This window comes from Pseudomonas sp. P1_F7, assembly GCF_056405655.1.
In genome coordinates this window covers 1-21,823 of sequence record NZ_JBFUBR010000006.1, presented here as the reverse complement: position 1 = coordinate 21,823, position 21,823 = coordinate 1, and the positions used below count along the sequence as shown (strand labels likewise).

Genomic DNA, 21,823 nt, shown 5'->3' with positions numbered 1-21,823 from the left:
CTCGGTCATCTGCGCTGCCTACGCTTGCAGACTATTGAATGAGCCGGTTTGCGCTGCGGTTCTGCCCTGAATTGGTGCTGGTCTAGTCCAGAAAGGAAACGTTGATGCGTGAAGAGGCAACAAAAGCGGTAACAGCCATCGGCCAGGTGCTACAGGAGCAGATCGACCATGGACTGTTGACCCCCGGTAGCAAATTGCCGGCCGAGCGCAAGCTCAGTGAATTGTTCGGCACCACGCGGATCACTTTGCGTGAAGCGTTGTTGCAGTTGGAGTCACAGGGGCAGATTTATCGCGAGGAGCGTCGCGGCTGGTTTGTCTCGCCGCCACGCCTGGCCTACAACCTCATGCAGCGCAGCCACTTTCACGCGATGGTCAGCGCCCAGGGGCGGGTGCCGTCCACCGAGGTGATTTCGGCGCGATTGCAACCGGCATCGGCGGCGGTGTGTGCCTGGCTGCAATTGCCGGCGCTGTCGAGCGTGATTCAGATCTGCCGCTCACGGCGGATCGACGGGCGGCTGGTGTTGTATGTGGAGCACTATCTGAATCCGCAGTACTTTCCCGGGATCCTTGATTTCGATTTGAATCAGTCGATCACCGAGTTGTATGCGCGGCATTACGACTTGCACTACGGGCGGGTGCGTTTCGAGATTGTGCCCACGGCGTTATCAGTGGATGCGGCGGCGGCGTTGAAGGTGTCGGTGGGCAGCCCGGGCTTACGGATTGCCCGGGTCAACTATGACCAGCATGAACGCTTGATCGACTGCGACCTGGAGTTCTGGCGGCATGATGCGATTCATGTCGGGGTGGATGTTGTCTGACGCTGCTTTTGTAGGAGCTGCCGCAGGCTGAGATCCTTTAAAGGCCAAAATCAAAAGATCGCAGCCTGCGGCAGCTCCTACTCCTGCTGGCCGCCACCTGCAGTAATCACCTGAATACTCATCCGCGGTGTCGCCAGATCCAGTCCGGCTTCATCCATGTGCCGCTTGAGTGACAGGTTGAACGCTCGCGACACTTCCCACTGCTTGATTGGCGCCGTCTTGAACCGGGCGCGCAGGATCGCGTTGCCCGACTCGAAACTTTCCACCCCCTGAAACTCCAGCGGCGACCAGATATTGCGCCGCTGCAACGGATCGGTGCGCATTTTCTGGGCGACTTCGCGCATCAGTTTGATTGCGTTGTCGATGTCCATGCTGGCGGGCACTGCTACCCGGAAGATCGCGTAGCCGAATTCCCGGGAGTAGTTCTTGATGCTTTTGATTTCGCTGAAAGGAATGGTGTGGACGATGCCGTCGATGTCCCGCAGGCGCACGGTACGGATGGTCAGGCCTTCGACCGTGCCGAGGTGGCCGCCGACATCCACGTAGTCGTCGATGGCCAGGGAGTCTTCGATGATGATGAACAACCCGGTAATCAGGTCGGCTACCAGCGACTGCGCACCAAAACCGATGGCCAGACCGATCACGCCGGCACCGGCCAGCAGTGGCGTGACGTTCATGCCCATGTTCGCCAGGGCAACGATCAGCGCGATGATAAAAATCGCGATGAACAGCACATTGCGGATCAGCGGCATCATCGTCTGTGCGCGGGCATTGGCCAGGCCTTTGCGCGAACGGGTCAGAGCATGGTGCACGGCGGTGTCGCTGAGAATCCAGATCAGCCAGGCGAACAGCAGCGTGCCGGCGAGGCTGAACAGTTTGACGCTGACTTCATGGCCATCGCCTTCGGTAAAGCGGATCAACGACATGCCCCAGACCCGCAGGCCGAGTTCGATAAAAGCCAGCCACACCAACAGGTGGACGATGGTGTAGAAAAAGTTTTTCAGCCGTTCCGAATACACGGCGTAACGCCGGATGCCGTGCCGGGGTTTGAGGGCGTGACGGCGTACCAGGCCGTTGATGACCATGCACAGCACCAGCAAAACGGTACAGATCAGCGACTGGCGCAGGGCGGTGCTGGTGTCGCCGGCGGAAATGAACGTCGCGAACAGGGAGATGGCCACTAGCACCAGCGCCGGCACGTACCAGAAGGTGCCGAGAATCGACAGGGTGTCATTGAGGGCACGGCGGGTCAGGCGCCGGGACAGCGGCTGGTTGCGGATCAGGTGGGCGATCGGCCGGCGGAAGCGCAGGATGAACCGTCCCGTGGAGAGCGCTGCCAGGACATTGGCGACGGTAGCGGCGGTATGGGCCAGATGGCTGCCGAGGCTGTCGACCAGTTGCGGATCGCTCAGCGCTTCGCCAAACGCGGCGAAGCTGCCGATCAGCCACAGCGGTCGAAACGCCTGGTGCCGCAGGATGTACAAGGCGCGATGGCGGTGCGGGCCGTCGAGCAGGGAAAAGGCAATCACGCAAATGGCCGAGAAGCAGGTCCCGACCACCAGTGCATAGGCCAGCACCATGGCCAGGCTTTTGCCCAGGGACGAGGGCAGGGCGTAGCTCATGTAGACCGTGATCACCAGGGCGATCAGCCATGGCCCGAGTTTGCGCAGCGCGAAGCGCAGCATGTCGAGGGCCCTGGGATGTTGCGGCAGTTCCTCGGTCAGGCCGAAACGCATCCGCACGCGGTGGCTGATCCAGATCAGGGCGGCAGCCAACAGGCTCCAGACCATCAGGATCATGGCGAAGGCGAACAGCATGGGCAGCCATTCATTGGCCGGCAGCGCCAGCGCCACCAGTTCTTCCCTGGCCTGATCGAACTCACTGGACCAGCGCGTGAGCGGACTGTCGTCGCCGGTAAACTTCTTCTCGATATTGGCCAAGGTTCCGCCAATCAGGCCCAGCACGCCTTCTTCGGTAATCGGCTGGGCCTGTTTGGTGGTGTCGCGGAGCTTTTTCAGATCGGCCAGCAGCTTGCTGCGTTGCTGATCGTTCTCCAGTGACTTGATCACTTCGTCCAGGGATTGCCCCAGCGGTTCCTGTGCTTCGGGTTGGGTCTTGGCCTGGCTGTTGAGCAGGCCTGGCAGGCCGGCCGCCTGGGCAGGCGCCACTGACAGCAGCGTCATCAGGCAGACAAGGAAAATACACGGGAGGGCAAAAAGACGTGCGAACACTAGGCGGTCAACCTCGCAAGGAGCGGATCGACCGAGTGTACGAGCCCGTCAAAATCAATGCGAGCCAAGGGCGATGAATTATTCGTTGAGTTTGGCGAGGATCTTGATCACCACAGTCGCGAGGATGGTCAGCATGCCGATCCACATGACGAACACACCGGCATTTTTGTCGCGAAAGTTGAAGCCGACGGCCAGCATGATCATCCCGGCGAGAATCGGGATCAGCATGGCGTGAAAGGTAGACATCGAGATCATGGAGACAGCCTTGTCGAAGGGATACTTGAAGTCTAGGCCGCTTTTGACGCGGCCGGTGTGATGTGTGTAGGAGCTGCCTGCGGCAGCTCCTACCGGCGTTACGGCAACTCGCGGCAGGCGTAGAACGCGCTCAGTACCTTGACCAGATGTGCCAGGTCATGGCTGCCGCACAATTCGCGGATCGAGTGCATGGCGAACGTCGGCAGACCGATGTCCACGGTGCGCACGCCCAGGTGACTGGCGGTGATCGGGCCGATGGTCGAACCACAGCCCATGTCGCTGCGTACCACGAAACTTTGCACCGGCACTTCTTCCGCCATGCACAGATGACGGAAGAACCCGGCGGTTTCGCTGTTGGTGGCGTAGCGCTGGTTGCTGTTGACCTTGATCACCGGGCCGGCGTTGAGTTTCGGGCCGTGGTTGGCATCGTGCTTGTCGGCGTAGTTCGGATGTACGCCGTGAGCGTTGTCAGCCGAAACCAGCAGGGATTTCTGAATGGTGCGTACGAATTCATCACCTTCAGGCAGCAGGCGACGCAAGGTTTGCTCAAGCATCGGGCCGTCGGCACCGCAGGCCGAGCAGGAACCGACTTCTTCGTGGTCGTTGCAGACCAGCACGCAGGTTTCGTCGGTGTCGGTCGTCAGCAGCGCTTGCAGGCCGGCGTAGCACGACAGCAGGTTGTCCAGGCGCGCGCCGGCGATGAAGTCGCCATGCAGGCCAATGACCGCAGCGCTTTGGGTGTCGTAGAAACTCAACTCGTAATCGAGCACCACGTCGGCATTCAGACCGTGTTCGCGGGCGAGCTGGTCGGTGAGCACTGCGCGGAAGTCCACGCGTTCGTCACCGGCAAATTGCGCGAGGATCGGCGGCAGTTCGGTCTGGGCGTTGATGGCCCAACCCATGTTGGCTTCACGGTTGAGGTGAATCGCCAGGTTAGGAATGATCGCGACCGGTGCTTTGAAGTCGATCAACTGGCTTTCGACCTTGCCATCACGACGGAAAGTTACGCGGCCCGCCAGGGACAGGTCACGGTCGAACCATGGCGCCAGCAGCGCGCCGCCATAGACTTCAACGCCCAGTTGCCAGAAGCCCTGGCGTTGCAACTCCGGTTGCGGCTTGACGCGCAGGCACGGGCTGTCGGTATGGGCGCCGACCAGGCGAATGCCGCCGTGCAGTGGTGAGTGGCGGCCCATTTTGATCGCGATAATCGAAGAGTCGTTGCGGGTGACGTAGTAACGACCGTTGGCTTCGGTATTCCACGGCTCGCGCTCGTCGAGGCGTTGATAGCCCGCCGCTTCCAGACGCTGAACAAGGCTGGCGGTGGCATGGAACGGGGTAGGGGAGGCCTTGAGGAAATCGATCAGGCCTTGGTTCAACTCTTCGCGCATAAAGTAGCTCCAGACAGCAGTGGCGCCAGTTTAACGTATTGGCTTGGTAAATGGCGTCGCACTGAATGGCGGGGATGGCCACCGAAATCGAATCTGGAGGAGATCCCCTGTGGGAGCGAGCTTGCTCGCGATGGCGGAGTGTCAGCCAGCATCAATGTTGTATGTGCCGGCCTCATCGCGAGCAAGCTCGCTCCCACAGGGTTTTGCGTAAAGTGCCTAGAACGGTGCCGGACACTCGAAGCGCAGGCGCTCGCCACTTTGCGGGTGGGTAAAGCTGAGCATGCTCGCGTGCAGACACAGGCGCGGCCAGGCTGCCAGCGCCTGCTCGTGGGCGTAGAGCCCATCGCCCAACAATGGATGACCAATCGAGAGCATGTGCACGCGCAACTGGTGGGAACGGCCGGTGATCGGTGTCAGCTCAACGCGGCACCAGTCGCCGCAACGTTCGAGCACGCGCCAGAAGGTCAGCGCATGTTTGCCGAATTCATGGTCGACCACGTGGCGCGGCTTGGTCGGCGGGTCGTAGCGCAAGGGCAGGTCGATGCTGCCGCTGTCCAGTTCCGGCTGACCCCAGCACAGGGCGGTGTAGGCCTTTTCGGTTTCGCGGTCGTGAAATTGCCGGGACAGCTCGCGATGGGTATCCGGATCGCGGGCCAGCAGGATGATCCCGGAAGTTTCCCAGTCCAGTCGATGGACGATTCGCGCTTCCGGGTAGCCGTTTTCCTGCAGGCGAGTGATCAGGCTCAGGCCCCTTCCGGTTGCAGAAGGGACCTGAGCCGCCGTGGCTCCAGCCGGATCGACTCAGCGATCTGGCAGGGTGATATTGAGTTCCAGAATCGAGCAGCTGCCCTGGCTTTCCAGTGCGACATGCACGTCATCGGACCCGATATTGACGTACTTGCGGATCACCTCGACCAGTTCCTTCTGCAAGGCTGGCAGGTAGTCCGGGGTACTGCGTTGGCCGCGTTCGTGCGCCACGATGATCTGTAGACGCTCTTTCGCTACCGACGCGGTGCTTTGCTTTTTGTTGGCACGAAAGAAGTCAAAAAGGTTCATTGCTTAGTTGCCTCCAAACAGGCGCTCGAAGAATCCCTTCTTCTGTACATCGAGGAAACGATGATCCACGGTCTTGCCCAGCAGGCGATCTACGGTATCGCTGTAGGCCTGGCCGGCATCGCTCTGGTCGTCGAGAATTACCGGAACACCCTGGTTGGATGCCTTGAGCACCGCCTGGGATTCAGGGATCACGCCGAGCAGGGTCACCGAAAGGATTTCCTTGACGTCTTCTACGCCGAGCATTTCGCCTTTGCTCACACGTTCCGGGTGATAACGGGTAATCAGCAGGTGTTCCTTGATCGGGTCTTCGCCGCGTTCGGCACGACGGGACTTGCTGGCCAGCAGGCCGAGCATGCGGTCGGAGTCACGTACCGAGGAGACTTCCGGGTTGGTCACGACGATCGCTTCATCGGCGAAGTACATGGCCAGGTGGGCGCCTTTTTCGATGCCCGCCGGGGAATCGCAGACCACGAACTCAAAGTCTTCCTTGAGTTGCATCAGGACTTTTTCCACGCCTTCGACGGTCAGCGCGTCTTTGTCGCGGGTCTGGCTGGCGGCCAGCACGTAGAGGTTTTCCAGGCGCTTGTCTTTGATCAGGGCCTGTTGCAGGTTGGCTTCGCCGTTGACCACGTTGACGAAGTCATACACCACGCGGCGCTCGCAACCCATGATCAGGTCGAGGTTACGCAAGCCCACGTCGAAGTCGACGATTACTGTTTTGTGGCCGCGCAGAGCGAGGCCGGTACCGATAGCGGCGCTGGTGGTGGTCTTACCCACACCACCCTTGCCGGATGTAACCACGAGAATCTTGGCCAAGGTGTTTCACCCCTAAGGAAGAAGGACTTTTCAGTCCCTGAAAAACATCTCCTGAAAAACTACTGCAGTCGGACAGCCTTGGCTGGAATCCGGTTTTGAGCGGCGTTTACCCCCGGTAAACACTGCTTTCGGCCTTTTTCCTACTTCGTTTGAGCCGTTTTCGCTACGTTTTAGAGATGCTTGGAAAATGCGGCAGTATCCGTTAAAGCCGAATGATGTTCAACACGTCGCCGGACAGGCTGACCTGCACACCCGAACCCCATAGAGGGTCGCGGCGCAGATCTTCGGAAACCTTGTAATGCCCCGCGATGGAAATCAGTTCAGCACTCATTTGCTGACAGAAAATCCGCGCCTTGGTGTCGCCCTTGACGCCGGCCAACACACGACCCCGCATCGGGCCGTATACATGGATGTTGCCATCGGCGAGAAGTTCCGCCCCCGGGCTGACCGAGGAGATCACCACCAGATCGCTGCCCTGGGCATAAATCTGCTGACCACCGCGTACTGGCGAAGTGATGATTTTCGTCGGCTTGATGGTCGGCTCGGGCGGTTTTTCCGGTTTTTTCTTCGGTTCGCCTTCGGTCAGGTCCAGTGGACGCTCCCGGGCGCCGGACGGTGGCAGCACCGGCAGGTCGACCGCAATGGCGGCGGCGATGTCTTCGATGCGGCTGGCGCGGATCGCCAGGGTGCGCAGGCCATGTTGGCGGCACACGCGCATCAGCCCTGGCAGATCGACCGCGCCTTCGTTGGCCGGGAGTTTGTCCAGGGCCAGTACCAGCGGCGCGTTGCTGAAGAAGTTGGGCGCCAGGGCGACCTTGGCGGCCAGTTGCCGATCAAGGCTTTCGAGGTCGTTACGGGCCAGTTCCAGCACCGTAATGGCCAGCATGCTGCCCTTCAACTGGAACACGGGATCTTGGTCTAGCGGTTCGGTTTGGCTCATGGTCGGCATACAACGACTTGTCACTAAAAGTGCCGAGACTTATAACGAGAACGCCCGCAGGCCGCAAGCCGGGTCGAACGATGTAGAATGCGCGGCCATTGTCATTCCGGAAGCATTAATGGACCGCCCGCGTTTTCGAAAAGCATTTCTATCTCCACGTTTCTGGCCGCTGTGGTGTGGCCTGGGGCTGTTGTGGCTGATCGTCCAGTTGCCGTATCCGGCACTGCTGTGGATCGGTCGTGTATTGGGCTCATTGATGTATCGTGTGGCCGGCGACAGACGGCGCATTGCCAAGCGCAATCTGGAACTGTGTTTTCCTGAAAAAACCGCCGCCGAGCGCAAGCGTCTGCTCAAGGAAAACTTCGCCTCCACCGGCATCGCTTTTTTTGAGATGGCGATGAGCTGGTGGTGGTCGCGCAAACGCCTGGCCAATCTCGCTCATATCGAAGGGCTGGAGCATTTGCAGCAGGCCCAGCGCGAAGGCAAGGGCGTGATCCTGATGGCGTTGCACTTCACGACGCTGGAAATCGGCGCGGCATTGCTCGGTCAGCAGCACACCATCGACGGCATGTACCGCGAGCACAAGAATCCGCTGTTCGACTACATCCAGCGCCAGGGCCGCGAGCGGCACAACCTCGATTCGCTGGCAATAGAACGCGAAGACGTGCGCGGCATGCTCAAATTGCTGCGCTCGGGCCGGGCGATCTGGTACGCACCGGATCAGGACTACGGCGCCAAGCAAAGTGTTTTTGTGCCGCTGTTCGGCATTCAGGCTGCGACCGTCACCGCCACGAGCAAGTTTGCGCGGTTGGGCAAGGCGCTGGTGGTGCCGTTCACCCAGGAGCGTCTGGCAGACGGCAGCGGGTATCGCCTGGTGATCCATGCGCCGCTCGAAGGCTTCCCCGGCGAAACCGAAGAAGAGGACTGCCTGCGCATCAACCAATGGATCGAAAGCGTTCTGCGCGAGCATCCCGAGCAATACCTGTGGGCCCACCGCCGCTTCAAGAGCCGTCCACCGGGCGAGCCCAAGCTGTACGCCAAGCGCGGTTGAGTAACCGTTTTCCCAAGCACCATGGAGTGTTGCGATGAGTCCAGTTGAACCGGTAACAGGGTTGATTCTTTCCGGTGGCGGGGCTCGGGCGGCCTATCAGGTCGGGGTGCTGGCGGCGATTGCCGAATTGCTGCCGCCGGGGGCGAGCAATCCGTTTCCGGTGATCGTCGGCACCTCGGCGGGCGCGATCAACGCCGTCAGCCTCGCCAGCGGGGCAATGGACTTTCGTAACGCCATTGAACGCCTGACAGCCTTCTGGCAGGGCTTTCGCAGTCATCTGGTGTTGCGCAGCGACTGGCCCGGGGTGATTCGCCAGGCCAGCCGCTTTGTCAGCCACAGTTTGCTCGGCATCGGTAAGCACATGCCGGTGGCGCTGCTCAACAGTTCTCCGCTGCGGGATTTGCTCAACAACAAGCTGCATATGGGCGGCATCGCCGAAGCGATCGCACAGAAGCAATTGCATGCGGTGGCGGTCACGGCGTTCGGCTATGAGTCCGGCCAGGCAGTCACCTTCTATCAGGGCGGCGGCAAGATCGATGCCTGGTTGCGCCATCGACGCATCGGCGTTCCCACTCAACTGTCCGTTGAACACTTGCTCGCCAGTTCGGCGATTCCGCTGCTGTTCGCCCCGGTGAAAATCGGCGAAGAGTATTTCGGTGATGGCGCGGTGCGGCAGTCGGCACCGATCAGTCCGGCGCTGCATCTGGGCGCCAGCCGGGTGCTGGTGGTGGGCGTCAGCGGCAACCCCCGTGGAGTCGACCCGCAACAACCCTTGCTGCGCAGCTACACCGGCCAGCAGCCGACCCTGGCGCAGATCGGTGGGCACATGCTCAACAGTACGTTCATTGACAGCCTGGAAAGTGACATCGAGTTGTTGCAGCGCCTGAACCAGTTCAGTCACCTGATGCCCGACGGTACACCAACCCGTGCATTGGGCGTGGCGCCGGTGGACGTGCTGGTGATTTCACCGAGCCAGCCAATCGACGAGATTGCCGCGCGCCATCGTCAGGAATTACCGGCGGCACTGCGCCTGTTTCTGCGCGGGCCGGGCGCGACCAAGACTAGCGGGGCAGGGGTGCTGAGTTACCTGCTGTTCGAGGCGGGGTATTGCAGCGAGTTGATTGAGCTGGGGCGACGTGATGCGTTGGCCAAGCGCGGAGAGTTGTGCCGGTTTCTGGGGGTGGAGGAACCTGTAGTTTCGGCTTGAGATAGGCGGTCTGTAGGAGCGAGCTTGCTCGCGATGGACGTTAACGATAACGCGTTTTACTGATTAAACGCGCCGTCCTCAAGTCCATCGCGAGCAAGCTCGCTCCTACAAATCAGAAGTGAACCTTGACCAGGAAGCTGGTCACGCTCTGATCAGTCTTGAAGCCCTGGCTGTCTTCGATGCCGTATTTGTTTTTCCAGTAGTCATACTCGACACCGACGTACAACTGCTTGGCACCCAGGTTCAGCGCCTTGCCCAGGTCATATTTGACCTGCGGATTGAAGTGCAGGTTGGCGTGGTATTCGCCTTTTTTGTTCACATCGTTGTCGACGACCCAGTCCATGAAACCGTCGATCAGCACATCCGAGCCACCCACCGGGATGGTGTAGGACCAGACCGGCGTGACCTGCCAGATGTTGTCGCCCGGGCGGTCGCCTTCGGTGTGGCGGTTGTAGAAGTTCAGCTGGAAGTAATCGAAGCCCGGGATGGCCAGGTCGAAACCAGGGCCGATCAGGTAGGACTCGGTATCGTCTTCACCGAACTCGTAGGTCATGGCCAGCAGAACGTCCTTGATCGGGCCGAGCTCGAACTTCTGGTCGAAGATCTTGTTGAACGACAGGCGCGGGCTGAGCTCGCCGTAGTGGCTGTTCTTGCCCGCGAAGGCGTCTTCCTTGCCGTTGTAGAAGATCTTGTCGATGAAGAAGAAGTTGTCGCCGTATTTCCAACCGTCGGCGTGTTCAAAGGTCACCGTCTGCTGGATGCGCGGGTTGACCTGGAAGTCCTTGCCATAGAGGTAGCTCAGGCTGTTGTTCTGCCATTGCAGCAAGTCGCCGGCCATGGCCTGACCCCCCGCCAGCAATGATCCCGCCAGCATCAGGCTAGTGCACGTACGTTTCATTCGGTTGCTCCCAAAAAGTAGGTGGTTCCACGTTATTTTTTTAAGGTCGGCGCTCTGGTGTGGCGCCTGTTTCTGTAGCGGCAAAAAATCATCCATTCGGTCAGCTTTAGTGCTGTTAGCAAGAGCTGAGCCAAGGCTTTCAAAAAGCAAAAAAACTCCCGTTCGGCGGCTCAAGAGCGGTCGATTGAGAGGGGTTTTGGAGTGCCTTGGTGCCTGCCAGAGCCGGGATAAGTTGGCCTGCTGGTCAGGTTTTACATCCGGGCTTTTTTTTAAACCGGATTCGGGCGGCCGCGGAGAATACTGACTCCTCGGCCAGGTCTCAAGTGCTCCGCAACGGCGCACCGACGACAGGTTTGGGGCACGGTTGCGGAGCAGCATCAGAAATGCACCTTCACCAGCAGGCTGGTGGTGTTTTCATTGGTGTCGAAGCTGGAACTGTTTTCGATGCCGTACTTGTCTTTCCAGTAGCTGTATTCGACGCCGGCGTACACCTGTTTCTCCCGCCAGCCCATGGCCTTGCCCAGGTCGTACTTGATCTGCGGGTTGAAGTGCAGGTTGGCGTGATAAGTGCCATGGGAGTTCTGGTCGTTATCCACCACCCAGTCCATGTAGCCGTCGATCAACAGGTTCGAGTTGCCCAATGGCAGGGTGTAGGACCAGGCCGGCGTGATCTGCCAGACATCGTCGCCGGGACGCGAGCCTTCGGTCTGGCGGTAATAGAAGTTCAAGGTGAAAAAGTTGAAACCCGGTACCGCGAGGTCGAAACCGGGACCGATCAGGTAGGCCTCGGTGTCGTCTTCGCCGTTCTCGTAGGTCATGGCCAGCAGCACGTCCTTGATCGGGCCGAATTCGAAACGGCGGTCGAGGATCTTGCCGAAGGAGAGGCGCGGACTGAACTCGCCGTAATAGGCGTGAGCGCCTTTGTTGCGGTCTTTTTCGCCGTTGTAGTAAGTGCTGTCGATGAACATGAAGTTGTCACCGTACTTCCAGCGGTCGGCGTGTTCGAAAGTTATCGTCTGCTGGATCGACGGGTTGACCACGAAATCCTTGCCGTACAGGTAGCTCAGGCTATTGGTCTGCCACAGCAGTAAATCGCCGGCCATGGCCTGACTCGCGGCCAACAGGCCAGCACTCAACAGCAGGTTGGTTTGTGTCCGAATCATCTGTTGCTCCCTCTTGTTTTTATTTTTGAGGCGCAGGTTGTGGCCAGGGGGCTGGCCACAGGCAGGCCCCCTTGGTTATCCGTCAGATCAATGGGTGTGAGCGTGGCAGTCGTTGATGGCCGCGCGTTCGGCGCCACCAAGGATGTTGAACAGCAGGTTCAGCGTCAGCGCGCTGAGGGTGGCCATGGCGATGCCGCTGTGGGTGATCGGGCTCATCCACACGGGCAGGTGGGCGAAAAACTCCGGACGTACAACCGGGATCAGACCCATGCCGATGCTCACCGCCACCAGCAACTGGTTGCGACGGTCACCGATGTCGGCTTCCTGGAGAATCTTGATCCCGGTGGCGGCGACCATGCCGAACATCGCAATCGCTGCGCCACCGAGCACGGCCGGTGGAATCGAGGCCACCAGGAACGCCGCTTTGGGCAGCAGACTCAGGACGATCAGCAACCCGCCGGCAACGATGGTCACCGAGCGGCAACGCACGCCGGTCATCTGCACCAGGCCGATGTTCTGGGCGAAGGAGGAGTGGGTGAAGGTGTTGAAGAACCCGGCGAAGAACGAGGCGCCGGCATCGCACAGCAAACCGCGACGCAGCATCCGTGGGCAGACTTCCTGGCCGGTGATCTTGCCCAGCGCCAGAAACATCCCGGTGGACTCGACGAAAATGATCACCACCACCAGGCACATCGACAGGATCGGCGCGAGTTCGAATTTCGGCATGCCGAAGTGCAGCGGAGTGACGAATTGCAGCCATGGCGCCTGGGCCATGCCACTGAGGTCGACCATGCCGAGCAGGCCGCAGAGCACATAGCCCAGGCACATGCCGATCAGTACGGAAATATTGACCCAGAAACCGCGCATGAAACGGTGCACCAGCAAGATGGTGCCCAGTACCAGTGCGGCGATGGTCAGGTAAATCGGCGAACCGAATTGAGCGGCGCTGGCACCGCCGCCGGCCCAGTTCACGGCCACGGGGAACAGCGACAAACCGATCGAGGTGATGACCGTACCGGTCACCAGTGGCGGGAAGAAGCGCACGACCTTGGACATGAACGGGGCGATGAGCATGCCGAAGAAGCCGGCGGCGATGGTCGCGCCGAAGATCCCTTGCAGGCCGATACCGGGCATGCCGGCCATGGCGACCATGCTGCCGACGGCGGCGAAACTGGCACCCATCATCACCGGCATGCGAATGCCCATGGGGCCGATACCGAGGGACTGGACGATGGTGGCGATGCCGGCGACCAGCAGGTCGGCGTTGATCAGGAAGGCGATTTCTTCACGACTCAGGCCAGCGGCCTGTCCGATGATCAGCGGTACCGCGATGGCACCACCGTACATCAGCAGAACATGTTGCAAACCGACCAGGATCAGTTGCAGGAGGGGCAAACGCTGAATGGCGGGTGCGTCGGGGATGCGCGCTGTGGATAGCTCGGACATGCAACACCTCGGATCTTTTTTATTCTTGTGATTTACAGCTGCAGTGCTGTCGGCAGCTGTATTCGAATCGGGTGGGCCGCTTTGCGGCCATTCGCGGGCAAGCCCGCTCCCACACAGGCCATGCAAAACCTGTGGGAGCGAGCTTGCTCGCGATGCTTTTGTTGCTTAGTTGGTCTGGGCGCCCTGCACAATCCAGGCACCGATCAGGTCACGTTCCTGCTGGGTCATCTGCGTGATGTTGCCCAGTGGCATGATCTGGCTGGTGACGGCTTGCGCCTGAATCCGCGGTGCGTTCTGGCGGATCTGCTCGGGGGTGTCGAACATCACACCGGCAGGGGCCGTACTGAACAGCGGGCTGGTCGGCTTGGCCGAATGGCAAACCGCGCAACGTTCCTGAATCACGCTGTGCACTTTGTCAAAGCCAGGGCCGGCGTTGGACGCTTGCGCCGGTGCGGCGGCAGGCACTTCTGCAGGTTTGGCTTCAGCGGGTTTCAAACCACCGCCCACTGCTGTTTCCGGCAGTGGCTGGTATTCGATCTTCGCTGGCGCCTTGGCCACTTCCGGGCTGTTCAGCGGCGCAGGGCCGGTGACGTAGGCCAGGCAGATCATGCCAACGGCTGCCACCGGCAGGGTCCAGGCAAACTTGTGGCTGTCGTGACGGGTGTTGAAGTAGTGACGCACCAACACCGCCAGTACCGCGATCCCGGCCAGGATCAACCAGTTGTACTGGCTGCCGTAGGTGCTCGGGAAGTGGTTGCTGATCATGATGAACAGCACCGGCAAGGTGAAGTAGTTGTTGTGACGCGAACGCAGCAGGCCTTTGGCCGGCAGCGCCGGATCCGGCGTGCGGTTCTCGGCGATCGCCGCGACCAGTGCGCGCTGCGCCGGCATGATGATGCGGAACACGTTACCGACCATGATGGTGCCGATGATCGCGCCGACGTGCAGGTATGCACCTCGACCGCTGAACACTTTGCTGAAGCCGTAGGCCGCGCCGATGATCAGGACGAACAGGATGAAACCTAGCAGGGCAGGGCGTTTGCCCAGGGCCGAGTCGCAGAGGAAGGAGTAGATGAACCAGCCGATGAACAGCGAGCCGAGACCGATGGCCACGCCTTCAGGACCGCTCAGGGTGCTGCCCGGAGCCAGCAGGTAGAGCGTCGGGTTGGAGTAGAACACCACGCACAGCAGCGCGATACCCGACATCCAGGTGAAGTAGGCTTCCCATTTGAACCAGTGCAGGTTGTCCGGCATGGTCGGTGGAGCCAGTTTGTATTTTTCCAGGTGGTAGATACCACCGCCGTGGATCGCCCACAAATCACCGGCCAGACCGCTTTTCGGGTTGACCCGATTGAGGTTGTTTTCCAGCCATACGAAATAGAACGACGCACCGATCCAGGCCACGCCAGTAATCATGTGAACCCAGCGCACGCTCAGGTTCAGCCATTCCAACAGATGTGCTTCCACAGTCTTTACCTCTCGCCTGTCACTCTGTTGTCGAGTGATCAGACCTTCTCTTATTGGTGGGGGGCGAGGATCAAACGCTCATCCTCTTTGAAAAAATGCTCATCGCAGTTATTGCCTGTGCCACTGCGATCAACCACCAGGAAGTCATCCCGCTTTTCGATCGTCAGCACCGGATGGTGCCAAACGCCGCGATGGTAATTAATGCCCTGCCTGCCGTTGGTGACGAAGGCGCGGACCAAGCCTGATACAGGTTCATCGCCAAGTGGCGCGACCACGATCAGAAAGGGGTTGCCGAGCAGCGGAATGAAAGCCTGGCTGCCCAGCGGATGGCGCTCCAGCATGCTGACGGTCAGCGGCATGTCCTGCGCGTCGGCGCGGAAGATGCTGATGATCGCGTTGTCCTCTGGCGTAGCGGTTTCGACCGTCGCCAGTTTATGGAAGCGCATGGTCGAACCGTTGTTGATCATGAAGTGATCGCTGCCGTCGGTTTCGATCACGTCACCGAAAGGGGCGAAGGCTTCTTTGGTCAGCGGTTCAATCGTCAGTGTGCGCATGCTGGTCTTCTTTTCTTCAAATGTATGTTCGGTTTACCGCATTCCCTGTAGGAGCTGGCGAAGCCTGCGATCTTTTGACTTTGCTTTTTAAGATCAAAAGATCGCAGGCTGCGGCAGCTCCTACAGGCTCAGCATTACTTCGCGACCTTGCCCAGTACACGCAGGCGGCTCACACCACCGTCCGGGAACACGTTCAGGCGGATGTGGGTGATCGGGCCCAGTGCCTTGATCTGCTCGGCGAAGGTGTGTTCGGCGTGCATTTCAAGCTTCTGGCTTGGCAGCAGTTCGCGCCAGAACAGCGATTGGGTTTCGATCTGGCTGTCGGTACCGCCCTTCACGAACGCGCCCTGGATCGAGCAGCTGTCCGGGTAGTTGCCCTTGAAGTGCAGGGTGTCGACGATGACTTTCTCGACTTCACCGGCATGACCCAGCGCGACGATGACCCAGTCATTGCCCGGGGTACGGCGACGTGCGGTTTCCCAGCCATCGCCCATGTTGATTCCACGGCCCGGGTTGAGGATGTTGCTCATGCGACCGAAGTGTTCGTCGGAGCAGGCGAGGGCGCGACCACCGTTGAGGGCAGAGGCCAGGTCGACTTGCTCGTTGTCGCCGGTAGCCGACCAGTCACGGAACGGCACGCCGTACACGCGCAGACGGGCCACGCCGCCATCCGGGTAGATGTTGAAGCGCAGGTGGCTGAAGGCCTGGTCGTTGTTGATTTCGTGGTAGTGGTGGCTGTTGCCTTGCAGCTCGACGGCGGACAGCACTTCGACCCACTGGGTGTTTTCGTTCGGCTCGCCTTCGGCCAGGAAGCAGGCTTCCAGGGAGGCCGATGGCGGGAAGTTGCCGGTGAAGAATGAAGTGTCGATGTCGACGCCCTTGATCGAACCCGGTACGCCCAGACGGATCACTGCGCTGTCGAAGCCTTCGAAGCGCTTGCGACGCGATTCCCAGCCGTCCATCCACTTGCCGTTGTCATCGAACACGCCTTCTTTCCAGACGGCCGGGGTCGGTTGGAACAGACGGTTGGCGTCTGCGAACCAGTCATCGGTGACCGAGATGATTTTGGTGCCCAGGCGGGCATCGGCCAGGTTGACGAACTTCTCGAAAGGTACGGCGTAAGCTTTCATTCTTCTTGTCTGCCTTTAAATAAGTGGCTTGGGATGCTTGCGGGGCTCAGGGCGGTTTCGGCGTTCTTGAATCCGCTCGAGCCAGGCTTGCTATAGGGTCAGTAATCGGAACAGGGCGATCTTGTTGATCTCCGCCAGCGCGCATTTGAATTCGGTATCGACCGGGTTGTGGATGCGCGTTTCGAATGCTGCGAGGATCTGATGCCGGTTGCTGCCTTTTACCGCCATGATGAAGGGAAACTTGAACTTGGCTTTGTAGGCGTCGTTCAGCTCGGTGAAGCGCTGGAACTCTTCGGCCGTGCATTGGTGAATACCGGCGCCAGCCTGTTCATTGGTGCTGGCTTCGGTCAACTGGCCCTGGACGGCCGCACGGCCTGCCAGGTCCGGGTGAGCGTTGATCAAAGCCAGCTGGCTTTCGTGATCGGCGCTCAACAGGATGTCGCTCATGCGCTGGTGCAGGGTTGCGATCTCGTCGATCGAAGCGTCCTGGCCCAGGTCGAAGGCCTTCTCGGCTACCCATGGCGAATGTTCGTAGATGTCGGCGAAAGCGGCGACAAAGGCGTCGCGGCCGAGGCTCGAAGGTTTGACGGTTTGGAAGGTGCTCATTTGGCAGCCCCTGTGTACGGGTGGGTTTCTTGCCAGTGGCGCGCGATGTCCACGCGACGGCTGAACCACACCTGTTCATGACTTTTAGCGTATTCGATAAAGCGCTTGAGCGAAGCCAGACGCGCCGGACGGCCAATCAGGCGGCAGTGCAGGCCGATCGACAGCATTTTCGGTGCCTCGGCGCCTTCGGCGTAAAGCACGTCGAACGCATCCTTGAGGTATTCGAAGAAGTCGTCGCCCTTGTTGAAACCCTGGACCTGGGTAAAACGCATGTCGTTAGTGTCCAGGGTGTACGGGATCACCAGGTGCGGCTTGCCGGTCGGGTTGTTCGGTTCCCAGTAGGGCAGGTCGTCGTCGTAGGTGTCGCAGTCGTAGAGGAAACCACCATCTTCCATCACCAGGCGACGGGTGTTCGGGCCGGTGCGGCCGGTGTACCAGCCCAGCGGGCGTTCACCGGTGATTTCGGTGAGGATGCGGATCGCTTCGAGCATGTGCTCGCGTTCCTGGGCTTCGTCCATGTACTGGTAGTCGATCCAGCGATAGCCATGGCTGCAGATCTCGTGACCGGCATCGACCATGGCGCGGATCACGTCCGGGTGACGCTGGGCGGCCATGGCCACGGCGAAGATGGTCAGCGGAATGTCGAATTCCTTGAACAGTTTCAGGATCCGCCACACGCCGGCACGGCTGCCATACTCGTAAAGGGACTCCATGCTCATGTTGCGCGCGCCTTGCAGCGGCTGGGCAGAAACCATTTCCGAGAGGAACGCTTCGGACTCTTTGTCGCCGTGCAGGATGTTGCGCTCGCCGCCTTCTTCGTAATTGAGTACGAACGACAGGGCAATGCGGGCATTGCCCGGCCAGTGTGGGTGAGGAGGGTTACTGCCGTAACCGACCAGGTCGCGTGGGTAGTCAGCGCTCACTGCAGGCTTCCTTCTTATTCGATGATGACGGTTGGTGTGACGCAGCTGAAAACTGGATGGCAGGCTGGCGTCACAGCGATGGGCTGATTGTATACAACTTTATATTCACTTTGTAAGCCTGAATTTTCGCATTTTTCACCGACTGTCATCTTTTACTGCTATTGGCGTGAGCCTGCAAGAATTCTGCCTGACTGGTCAATTATTGATTGAAGGGTTCATAGGCTGTGCGGTTTAGCGGGAAATCGACGGCAAATATGCAAATGGCGGGAGCCATGGGAAAAATGTCGTTTTTATTGTGTACAATTTTTTTGAAAAGTGTCTTAATTAGTCGCTCGCCGCAGCTTTTCGTGCTCCGAATCGGTGCGGTCTCCTTTTCAACTGACTTCGGGAGGCGCGAAGTCTGACTGCTCCACGCAGGCAGGCGCGCAGAATCAATGGGACGTTTGACTACACACGTTTTGGACGCAGCACACGGTTGCCCGGGCAGCTCGATCAAGGTCGAGTTGTACCGCGTTGAAGGTACGCACCTGGAATTGGTCGCCAGCGCGATAACCAACAGCGATGGCCGTGTCGATGCACCGCTGCTGCAAGGCGATGACTACCGCACCGGGGTCTATCAGGTTCAGTTTCATGCCGGCGATTACTACCGCGCCCGTGGCGTCAAGCTGCCGGAGCCGGCTTTTCTGGATGTCGTGGTGCTGCGTTTTGGCATCTCCGCCGAGCAGGATCACTACCATGTGCCGTTGTTGATTTCGCCTTACAGCTACTCCACCTATCGCGGCAGCTGATCCCCCAGGCAGCAGCTGCACCCTGGAAGCGACTGCGCATATAGCTTCTTTGGTTTTTCGCCCGCTCACACTGCGGGCTTTTTTTCGTCTTCTGTAGGAGCGAGCAAGCTCGCTCCTACAGCTCTTAGCGGCTCAGCAGGGACGCAGCTCCCGCGCCACTGAACAACCCCGCACTGATCCGGTTAAACCAGCTCTGGCCCTTGCCACTGCGCAGATACCGCGCCGCACCATGGGCGCCGAGGCCATAAGCCAACTTGCAGGCCAGATCCAGCAGTGTCCAAGTGACAATCATCACCAGCAACTGCGGCAGGAACGCTTGTTCGGCGTTCAAGAACTGCGGCAGGAAAGCGGCGAAGAACAGAATGTCTTTCGGGTTACTGGCGCCGAGCATGAACGCACGGCCGAACAGTGCACGAAAGCGTGGCACCGGCGCGGCCTGTGGCACTTCAGCGCCGTGGGAAGGCTGGCGCGATTGCTGCCAGCTCTGCCAGGCGAGGTAGAACAGGTAAAGGGCGCCAAGAATCTTCAGGGCGCTGAACAGCTGTTCCGACGCCAGCAACAACGCACCCAGGCCTAGCGCCGAAGCACTCAGCAGGCAGATCGATGCGGACACGCCTCCGAGAAAGGCCGGGTAAGAGCGGCGCAGGCCGTAATTCAGACTGTTGCTGATCATCAGCAACGACAGCGGCCCCGGGATCAGGATCACTATCAGCGCAGCGCCGCTGAACAGCAGCCAGGTTTCCAGACTCATCACTTTCCTCCATTTGCACAAAAGCCCCACCCGACGGGGTGAGGCTGTTTTCAAGCGGGTCCCGCGTAAGGTTTACAAGAAGATGAACTTGGCGATGAAGATCGCGCAGAGCACCCACAGACTCACGGAAATTTCCTTGTACTTGCCGGTACCGGCCTTCAGCGCCACGTAGGTGATGAAGCCCAGTGCGATACCGTCGGCGACCGAGAAAGTCAGCGGCATCATGATTGCGGTAACAATCGCCGGAATGCTGTCGGTCGCTTCGTCCCATTCGATGTGGGCCATGCCACCCATCATCAGCATCGCCACATAAATCAGTGCACCTGCGGTTGCATAGGCAGGAATCATCCCGGCCAGTGGCGCGAAGAACATGGCTGCAATAAATAGCACACCTACGGTCACTGCGGTAAGACCAGTCCGACCACCCGCTGCTACACCCGCGGCACTTTCCACGTAGCTGGTGACCGGCGGAACGCCGACTACCGCACCGAATACGCTGGAAGCACTGTCGGCTTTCATGGCGCGGGAGAGGTTTTCGATCTTGCCGTCAGCGCCCACCAGGTTGGCGCGCTGGGCCACGCCCATCAGGGTGCCGGCGGTGTCGAACATGTGCACGAAGAGGAACGCCAGGACCACGCTGATCATGCTGACGTTGAACACGCCGGCGACGTTCATGGCCATCCAGGTCGGCGCCAGGCTTGGCGGGGCCGACATGATGCCCTCGTAGTGCACCAGCCCGAGGCCCCAACCGGCGAGGGTTACGGTGATGATGCTGATGAGGATCGCGCCGAACACTTTGTGATAGCTGAGGATGGCGATCATCAGGAAGCACACGGCGGCAAGCAGCGGGCCAGGTTCGCGCAGGGAACCGAGCTTGATCAGCGTAGCCGGGCTATCGACGACGATACCTGCGGTTTTCAGGCCGATCAGCCCCAGGAACAGACCCACGCCGGCGCCCATGGCGAAGCGCAGGCTGACCGGGATGCTGTTGAGCAGCCATTCGCGGATCCGCGAGAAGGTCAGGATCATGAACAACACACCGGACACAAACACCGCGCCGAGGGCGGTTTCCCAGTTGTAGCCCATGGTGCCGACCACGGTGTAGGTGAAGAATGCGTTCAGCCCCATGCCTGGCGCCAGGCCGACCGGCCAGTTGGCGTACAGGCCCATCAACAGGCAACCGAGTGCCGCGGCGATGCAGGTGGCGACGAACGCGGCACCGTGGTCGATCCCGGCGTCGGCCATGATGTTAGGGTTGACGAAAATGATGTAAGCCATGGTGATGAAGGTTGTCAGACCGGCAATCAGCTCGGTCTTCACCGTGGTGCCGTGCAAGCTGAGTTTGAACAGACGTTCCAGCAAGCCATTGCGTAATGGCGGCGAGAGATCCAGCGTCGATGCTTCGGATTTGCGGCTTTCCACAGCGAATACTCCTCAAGAGTTTTATTGTTATTTCCAGGGCCGGACCCATGAGGGTGGCAGCGGCCCTTTGAGGCACTTGCGAATTTGTTGACCGCTTGGTCAGGAACTCGCACGAGGTGGATTATGCTTTTGTATACAAAGAAAGCAAATAATGTTTTTGATTTTGTAGACGAAAAGTTTGGCTTTAGAGATATATCGCCGGATCAGCCAGCATCAAAATCAGCAGGCAGAATGTCTCAGTCGGTATGCGCCTGGTTTTTCCCCAACGCCAGATTCACCGCCAACCACCCATTCACCGCCGTCTCCCCAGCCTCGGCAAACACCCGCTCCAGCACTTTCACCTGCTCACGCCGCAATGCCTGCTCAAACCGGGCGCCTTCGGCGGTCAACTCCAGCAGGCGCTTGCGCTTGTCGGTTTCGGACGCAACGCTGTCGACCAGATGCATCTCCAACAATTGTCGCAATGGCATGTTCAACGCCTGCTTGCTCACACCGAGCAACGCCAACAGCTCCTTCACACTCAGGTTCGGATAGCGGGCGATGAAAAACACGATGCGCTGATGCACCCGACTAAGGCCGCGACGTTCGAGCATTTCATCGGCCTTGGCGGTGAAGGCCTGGTAGCCGAAGAAAAACGCTTCCATGGCTTGTTGCTGGGAAAGCGGGCTTTTAAGGTCAAGCATGTTGACGTATCCATTCGGGCTGGCGTAATTTCGGTCAACAAGTTTGACTCATTTTTCACATGCCTCGCTACCGGTGATCCCCATGGCTTTTTCCGAACGTGTCTCACGCCTTAAAAGTTCTTTGATCCGTGAAATCCTTGCCGCCGCCCAGCGTCCGCAGATGATGTCGTTTGCTGGCGGCTTGCCGGCCGAAGCCATGTTGCCGAAGGTCGATTGGGCCGACATGCCGC

21 protein-coding genes and 2 pseudogenes are annotated in these 21,823 nt (G+C 59.6%); 5 read left to right on the top strand and 18 right to left on the bottom strand.

All coding sequences use genetic code 11. From position 1 onward, the window contains the following. Positions 1-104 precede the first annotated feature (104 nt). Positions 105-818, top strand: a complete 714-nt coding sequence (locus AC1D1M_RS11115) for a UTRA domain-containing protein (RefSeq protein ID WP_150724580.1) — start codon at positions 105-107, stop codon at positions 816-818. A 77-nt stretch (positions 819-895) separates the two neighbouring features. On the opposite strand, the gene AC1D1M_RS11110 is transcribed toward AC1D1M_RS11115, so the two are convergent. The 7 genes and pseudogenes from AC1D1M_RS11110 to minC form a co-directional block, all read right to left on the bottom strand. Next, positions 896-3,001: a mechanosensitive ion channel family protein gene (locus AC1D1M_RS11110; RefSeq protein WP_477775670.1), complete on the bottom strand. Its 2,106-nt coding sequence runs from the start codon at positions 2,999-3,001 to the stop codon at positions 896-898. Between the two features lie 126 nt (positions 3,002-3,127). Continuing rightward, positions 3,128-3,304 (bottom strand): hypothetical protein, encoded by a 177-nt coding sequence (locus AC1D1M_RS11105; protein ID WP_477775669.1) that lies wholly within the window; start codon positions 3,302-3,304, stop codon positions 3,128-3,130. A gap of 98 nt (positions 3,305-3,402) precedes the next feature. Next, on the bottom strand, positions 3,403-4,692 hold the full coding sequence (locus AC1D1M_RS11100; protein WP_477775668.1) for a M18 family aminopeptidase: 1,290 nt from the start codon (positions 4,690-4,692) through the stop codon (positions 3,403-3,405). A 216-nt stretch (positions 4,693-4,908) separates the two neighbouring features. Next, positions 4,909-5,433: pseudogene (locus AC1D1M_RS11095) on the bottom strand (RluA family pseudouridine synthase); the annotation flags it as partial. 60 nt (positions 5,434-5,493) lie between these two features. Beyond that, a complete protein-coding gene (gene minE / locus AC1D1M_RS11090; RefSeq protein ID WP_007974947.1) occupies positions 5,494-5,748 on the bottom strand; it encodes a cell division topological specificity factor MinE in 255 nt (84 codons plus the stop codon). Between the two features lie 3 nt (positions 5,749-5,751). Further along, complete coding sequence (minD, locus tag AC1D1M_RS11085; protein ID WP_007974946.1) at positions 5,752-6,564, bottom strand: septum site-determining protein MinD; 813 nt, start codon at positions 6,562-6,564, stop codon at positions 5,752-5,754. 202 nt (positions 6,565-6,766) lie between these two features. Next, complete coding sequence (gene minC / locus AC1D1M_RS11080) at positions 6,767-7,504, bottom strand: septum site-determining protein MinC (protein ID WP_056722299.1); 738 nt, start codon at positions 7,502-7,504, stop codon at positions 6,767-6,769. Positions 7,505-7,622: 118 nt separating this feature from the next. On the opposite strand from minC, the gene AC1D1M_RS11075 reads away from it, so the two are divergent. Together AC1D1M_RS11075 and AC1D1M_RS11070 are read left to right on the top strand one after the other, a co-directional pair. Then, positions 7,623-8,555: a lipid A biosynthesis lauroyl acyltransferase gene (locus AC1D1M_RS11075; RefSeq protein WP_477775667.1), complete on the top strand. Its 933-nt coding sequence runs from the start codon at positions 7,623-7,625 to the stop codon at positions 8,553-8,555. Positions 8,556-8,589: 34 nt separating this feature from the next. Continuing rightward, the gene (locus AC1D1M_RS11070) at positions 8,590-9,762 is read left to right on the top strand and encodes a patatin-like phospholipase family protein (RefSeq protein WP_477775666.1); all 1,173 of its coding nucleotides are present in this window, start codon (positions 8,590-8,592) and stop codon (positions 9,760-9,762) included. 112 nt (positions 9,763-9,874) lie between these two features. Here AC1D1M_RS11070 and AC1D1M_RS11065 read toward each other — a convergent pair whose 3' ends face one another. The 8 genes from AC1D1M_RS11065 to puuE all read right to left on the bottom strand — a co-directional run bounded on the left by AC1D1M_RS11065 (position 9,875) and on the right by puuE (position 17,949). Continuing rightward, a complete protein-coding gene (locus tag AC1D1M_RS11065; protein WP_477754854.1) occupies positions 9,875-10,660 on the bottom strand; it encodes an outer membrane protein OmpK in 786 nt (261 codons plus the stop codon). A gap of 377 nt (positions 10,661-11,037) precedes the next feature. Then, positions 11,038-11,823, bottom strand: a complete 786-nt coding sequence (locus AC1D1M_RS11060; protein WP_477775665.1) for an outer membrane protein OmpK — start codon at positions 11,821-11,823, stop codon at positions 11,038-11,040. An 87-nt stretch (positions 11,824-11,910) separates the two neighbouring features. After that, complete coding sequence (locus AC1D1M_RS11055; protein ID WP_477775664.1) at positions 11,911-13,269, bottom strand: nucleobase:cation symporter-2 family protein; 1,359 nt, start codon at positions 13,267-13,269, stop codon at positions 11,911-11,913. Positions 13,270-13,434: 165 nt separating this feature from the next. Beyond that, on the bottom strand, positions 13,435-14,736 hold the full coding sequence (locus tag AC1D1M_RS11050) for a urate hydroxylase PuuD (RefSeq protein ID WP_477775663.1): 1,302 nt from the start codon (positions 14,734-14,736) through the stop codon (positions 13,435-13,437). A gap of 50 nt (positions 14,737-14,786) precedes the next feature. Next, entirely contained in the window at positions 14,787-15,290 is a 504-nt protein-coding gene (locus tag AC1D1M_RS11045) for an ureidoglycolate lyase (protein ID WP_007960046.1), read from the bottom strand. A 134-nt stretch (positions 15,291-15,424) separates the two neighbouring features. Continuing rightward, the gene (gene alc / locus AC1D1M_RS11040; protein ID WP_477775662.1) at positions 15,425-16,420 is read right to left on the bottom strand and encodes an allantoicase; all 996 of its coding nucleotides are present in this window, start codon (positions 16,418-16,420) and stop codon (positions 15,425-15,427) included. A gap of 90 nt (positions 16,421-16,510) precedes the next feature. Beyond that, on the bottom strand, positions 16,511-17,026 hold the full coding sequence (gene uraD, locus AC1D1M_RS11035; RefSeq protein ID WP_477775661.1) for a 2-oxo-4-hydroxy-4-carboxy-5-ureidoimidazoline decarboxylase: 516 nt from the start codon (positions 17,024-17,026) through the stop codon (positions 16,511-16,513). Next, positions 17,023-17,949 carry an allantoinase PuuE gene (gene puuE / locus AC1D1M_RS11030; RefSeq protein WP_477775660.1) on the bottom strand — a complete coding sequence of 309 codons (927 nt, stop codon included), beginning with the start codon at positions 17,947-17,949 and terminating at the stop codon, positions 17,023-17,025. The genes uraD and puuE overlap by 4 nt, the downstream gene beginning before the upstream one ends. A gap of 434 nt (positions 17,950-18,383) precedes the next feature. Between puuE and uraH the strand changes: the two genes are divergently transcribed. Next, positions 18,384-18,737 carry a hydroxyisourate hydrolase gene (uraH, locus tag AC1D1M_RS11025; RefSeq protein ID WP_477775659.1) on the top strand — a complete coding sequence of 118 codons (354 nt, stop codon included), beginning with the start codon at positions 18,384-18,386 and terminating at the stop codon, positions 18,735-18,737. A gap of 124 nt (positions 18,738-18,861) precedes the next feature. Here uraH and AC1D1M_RS11020 read toward each other — a convergent pair whose 3' ends face one another. The 3 genes from AC1D1M_RS11020 to AC1D1M_RS11010 form a co-directional block, all read right to left on the bottom strand. Then, the gene (locus AC1D1M_RS11020) at positions 18,862-19,488 is read right to left on the bottom strand and encodes a LysE family translocator (RefSeq protein ID WP_477775658.1); all 627 of its coding nucleotides are present in this window, start codon (positions 19,486-19,488) and stop codon (positions 18,862-18,864) included. 72 nt (positions 19,489-19,560) lie between these two features. Beyond that, the gene (locus tag AC1D1M_RS11015; RefSeq protein ID WP_015096117.1) at positions 19,561-20,910 is read right to left on the bottom strand and encodes an NCS2 family permease; all 1,350 of its coding nucleotides are present in this window, start codon (positions 20,908-20,910) and stop codon (positions 19,561-19,563) included. A gap of 236 nt (positions 20,911-21,146) precedes the next feature. Next, positions 21,147-21,593 (bottom strand): MarR family winged helix-turn-helix transcriptional regulator, encoded by a 447-nt coding sequence (locus AC1D1M_RS11010; protein ID WP_477775657.1) that lies wholly within the window; start codon positions 21,591-21,593, stop codon positions 21,147-21,149. An 82-nt stretch (positions 21,594-21,675) separates the two neighbouring features. On the opposite strand from AC1D1M_RS11010, the pseudogene AC1D1M_RS11005 reads away from it, so the two are divergent. Continuing rightward, positions 21,676-21,823 (top strand): annotated as a pseudogene (locus AC1D1M_RS11005) (PLP-dependent aminotransferase family protein); the annotation flags it as partial.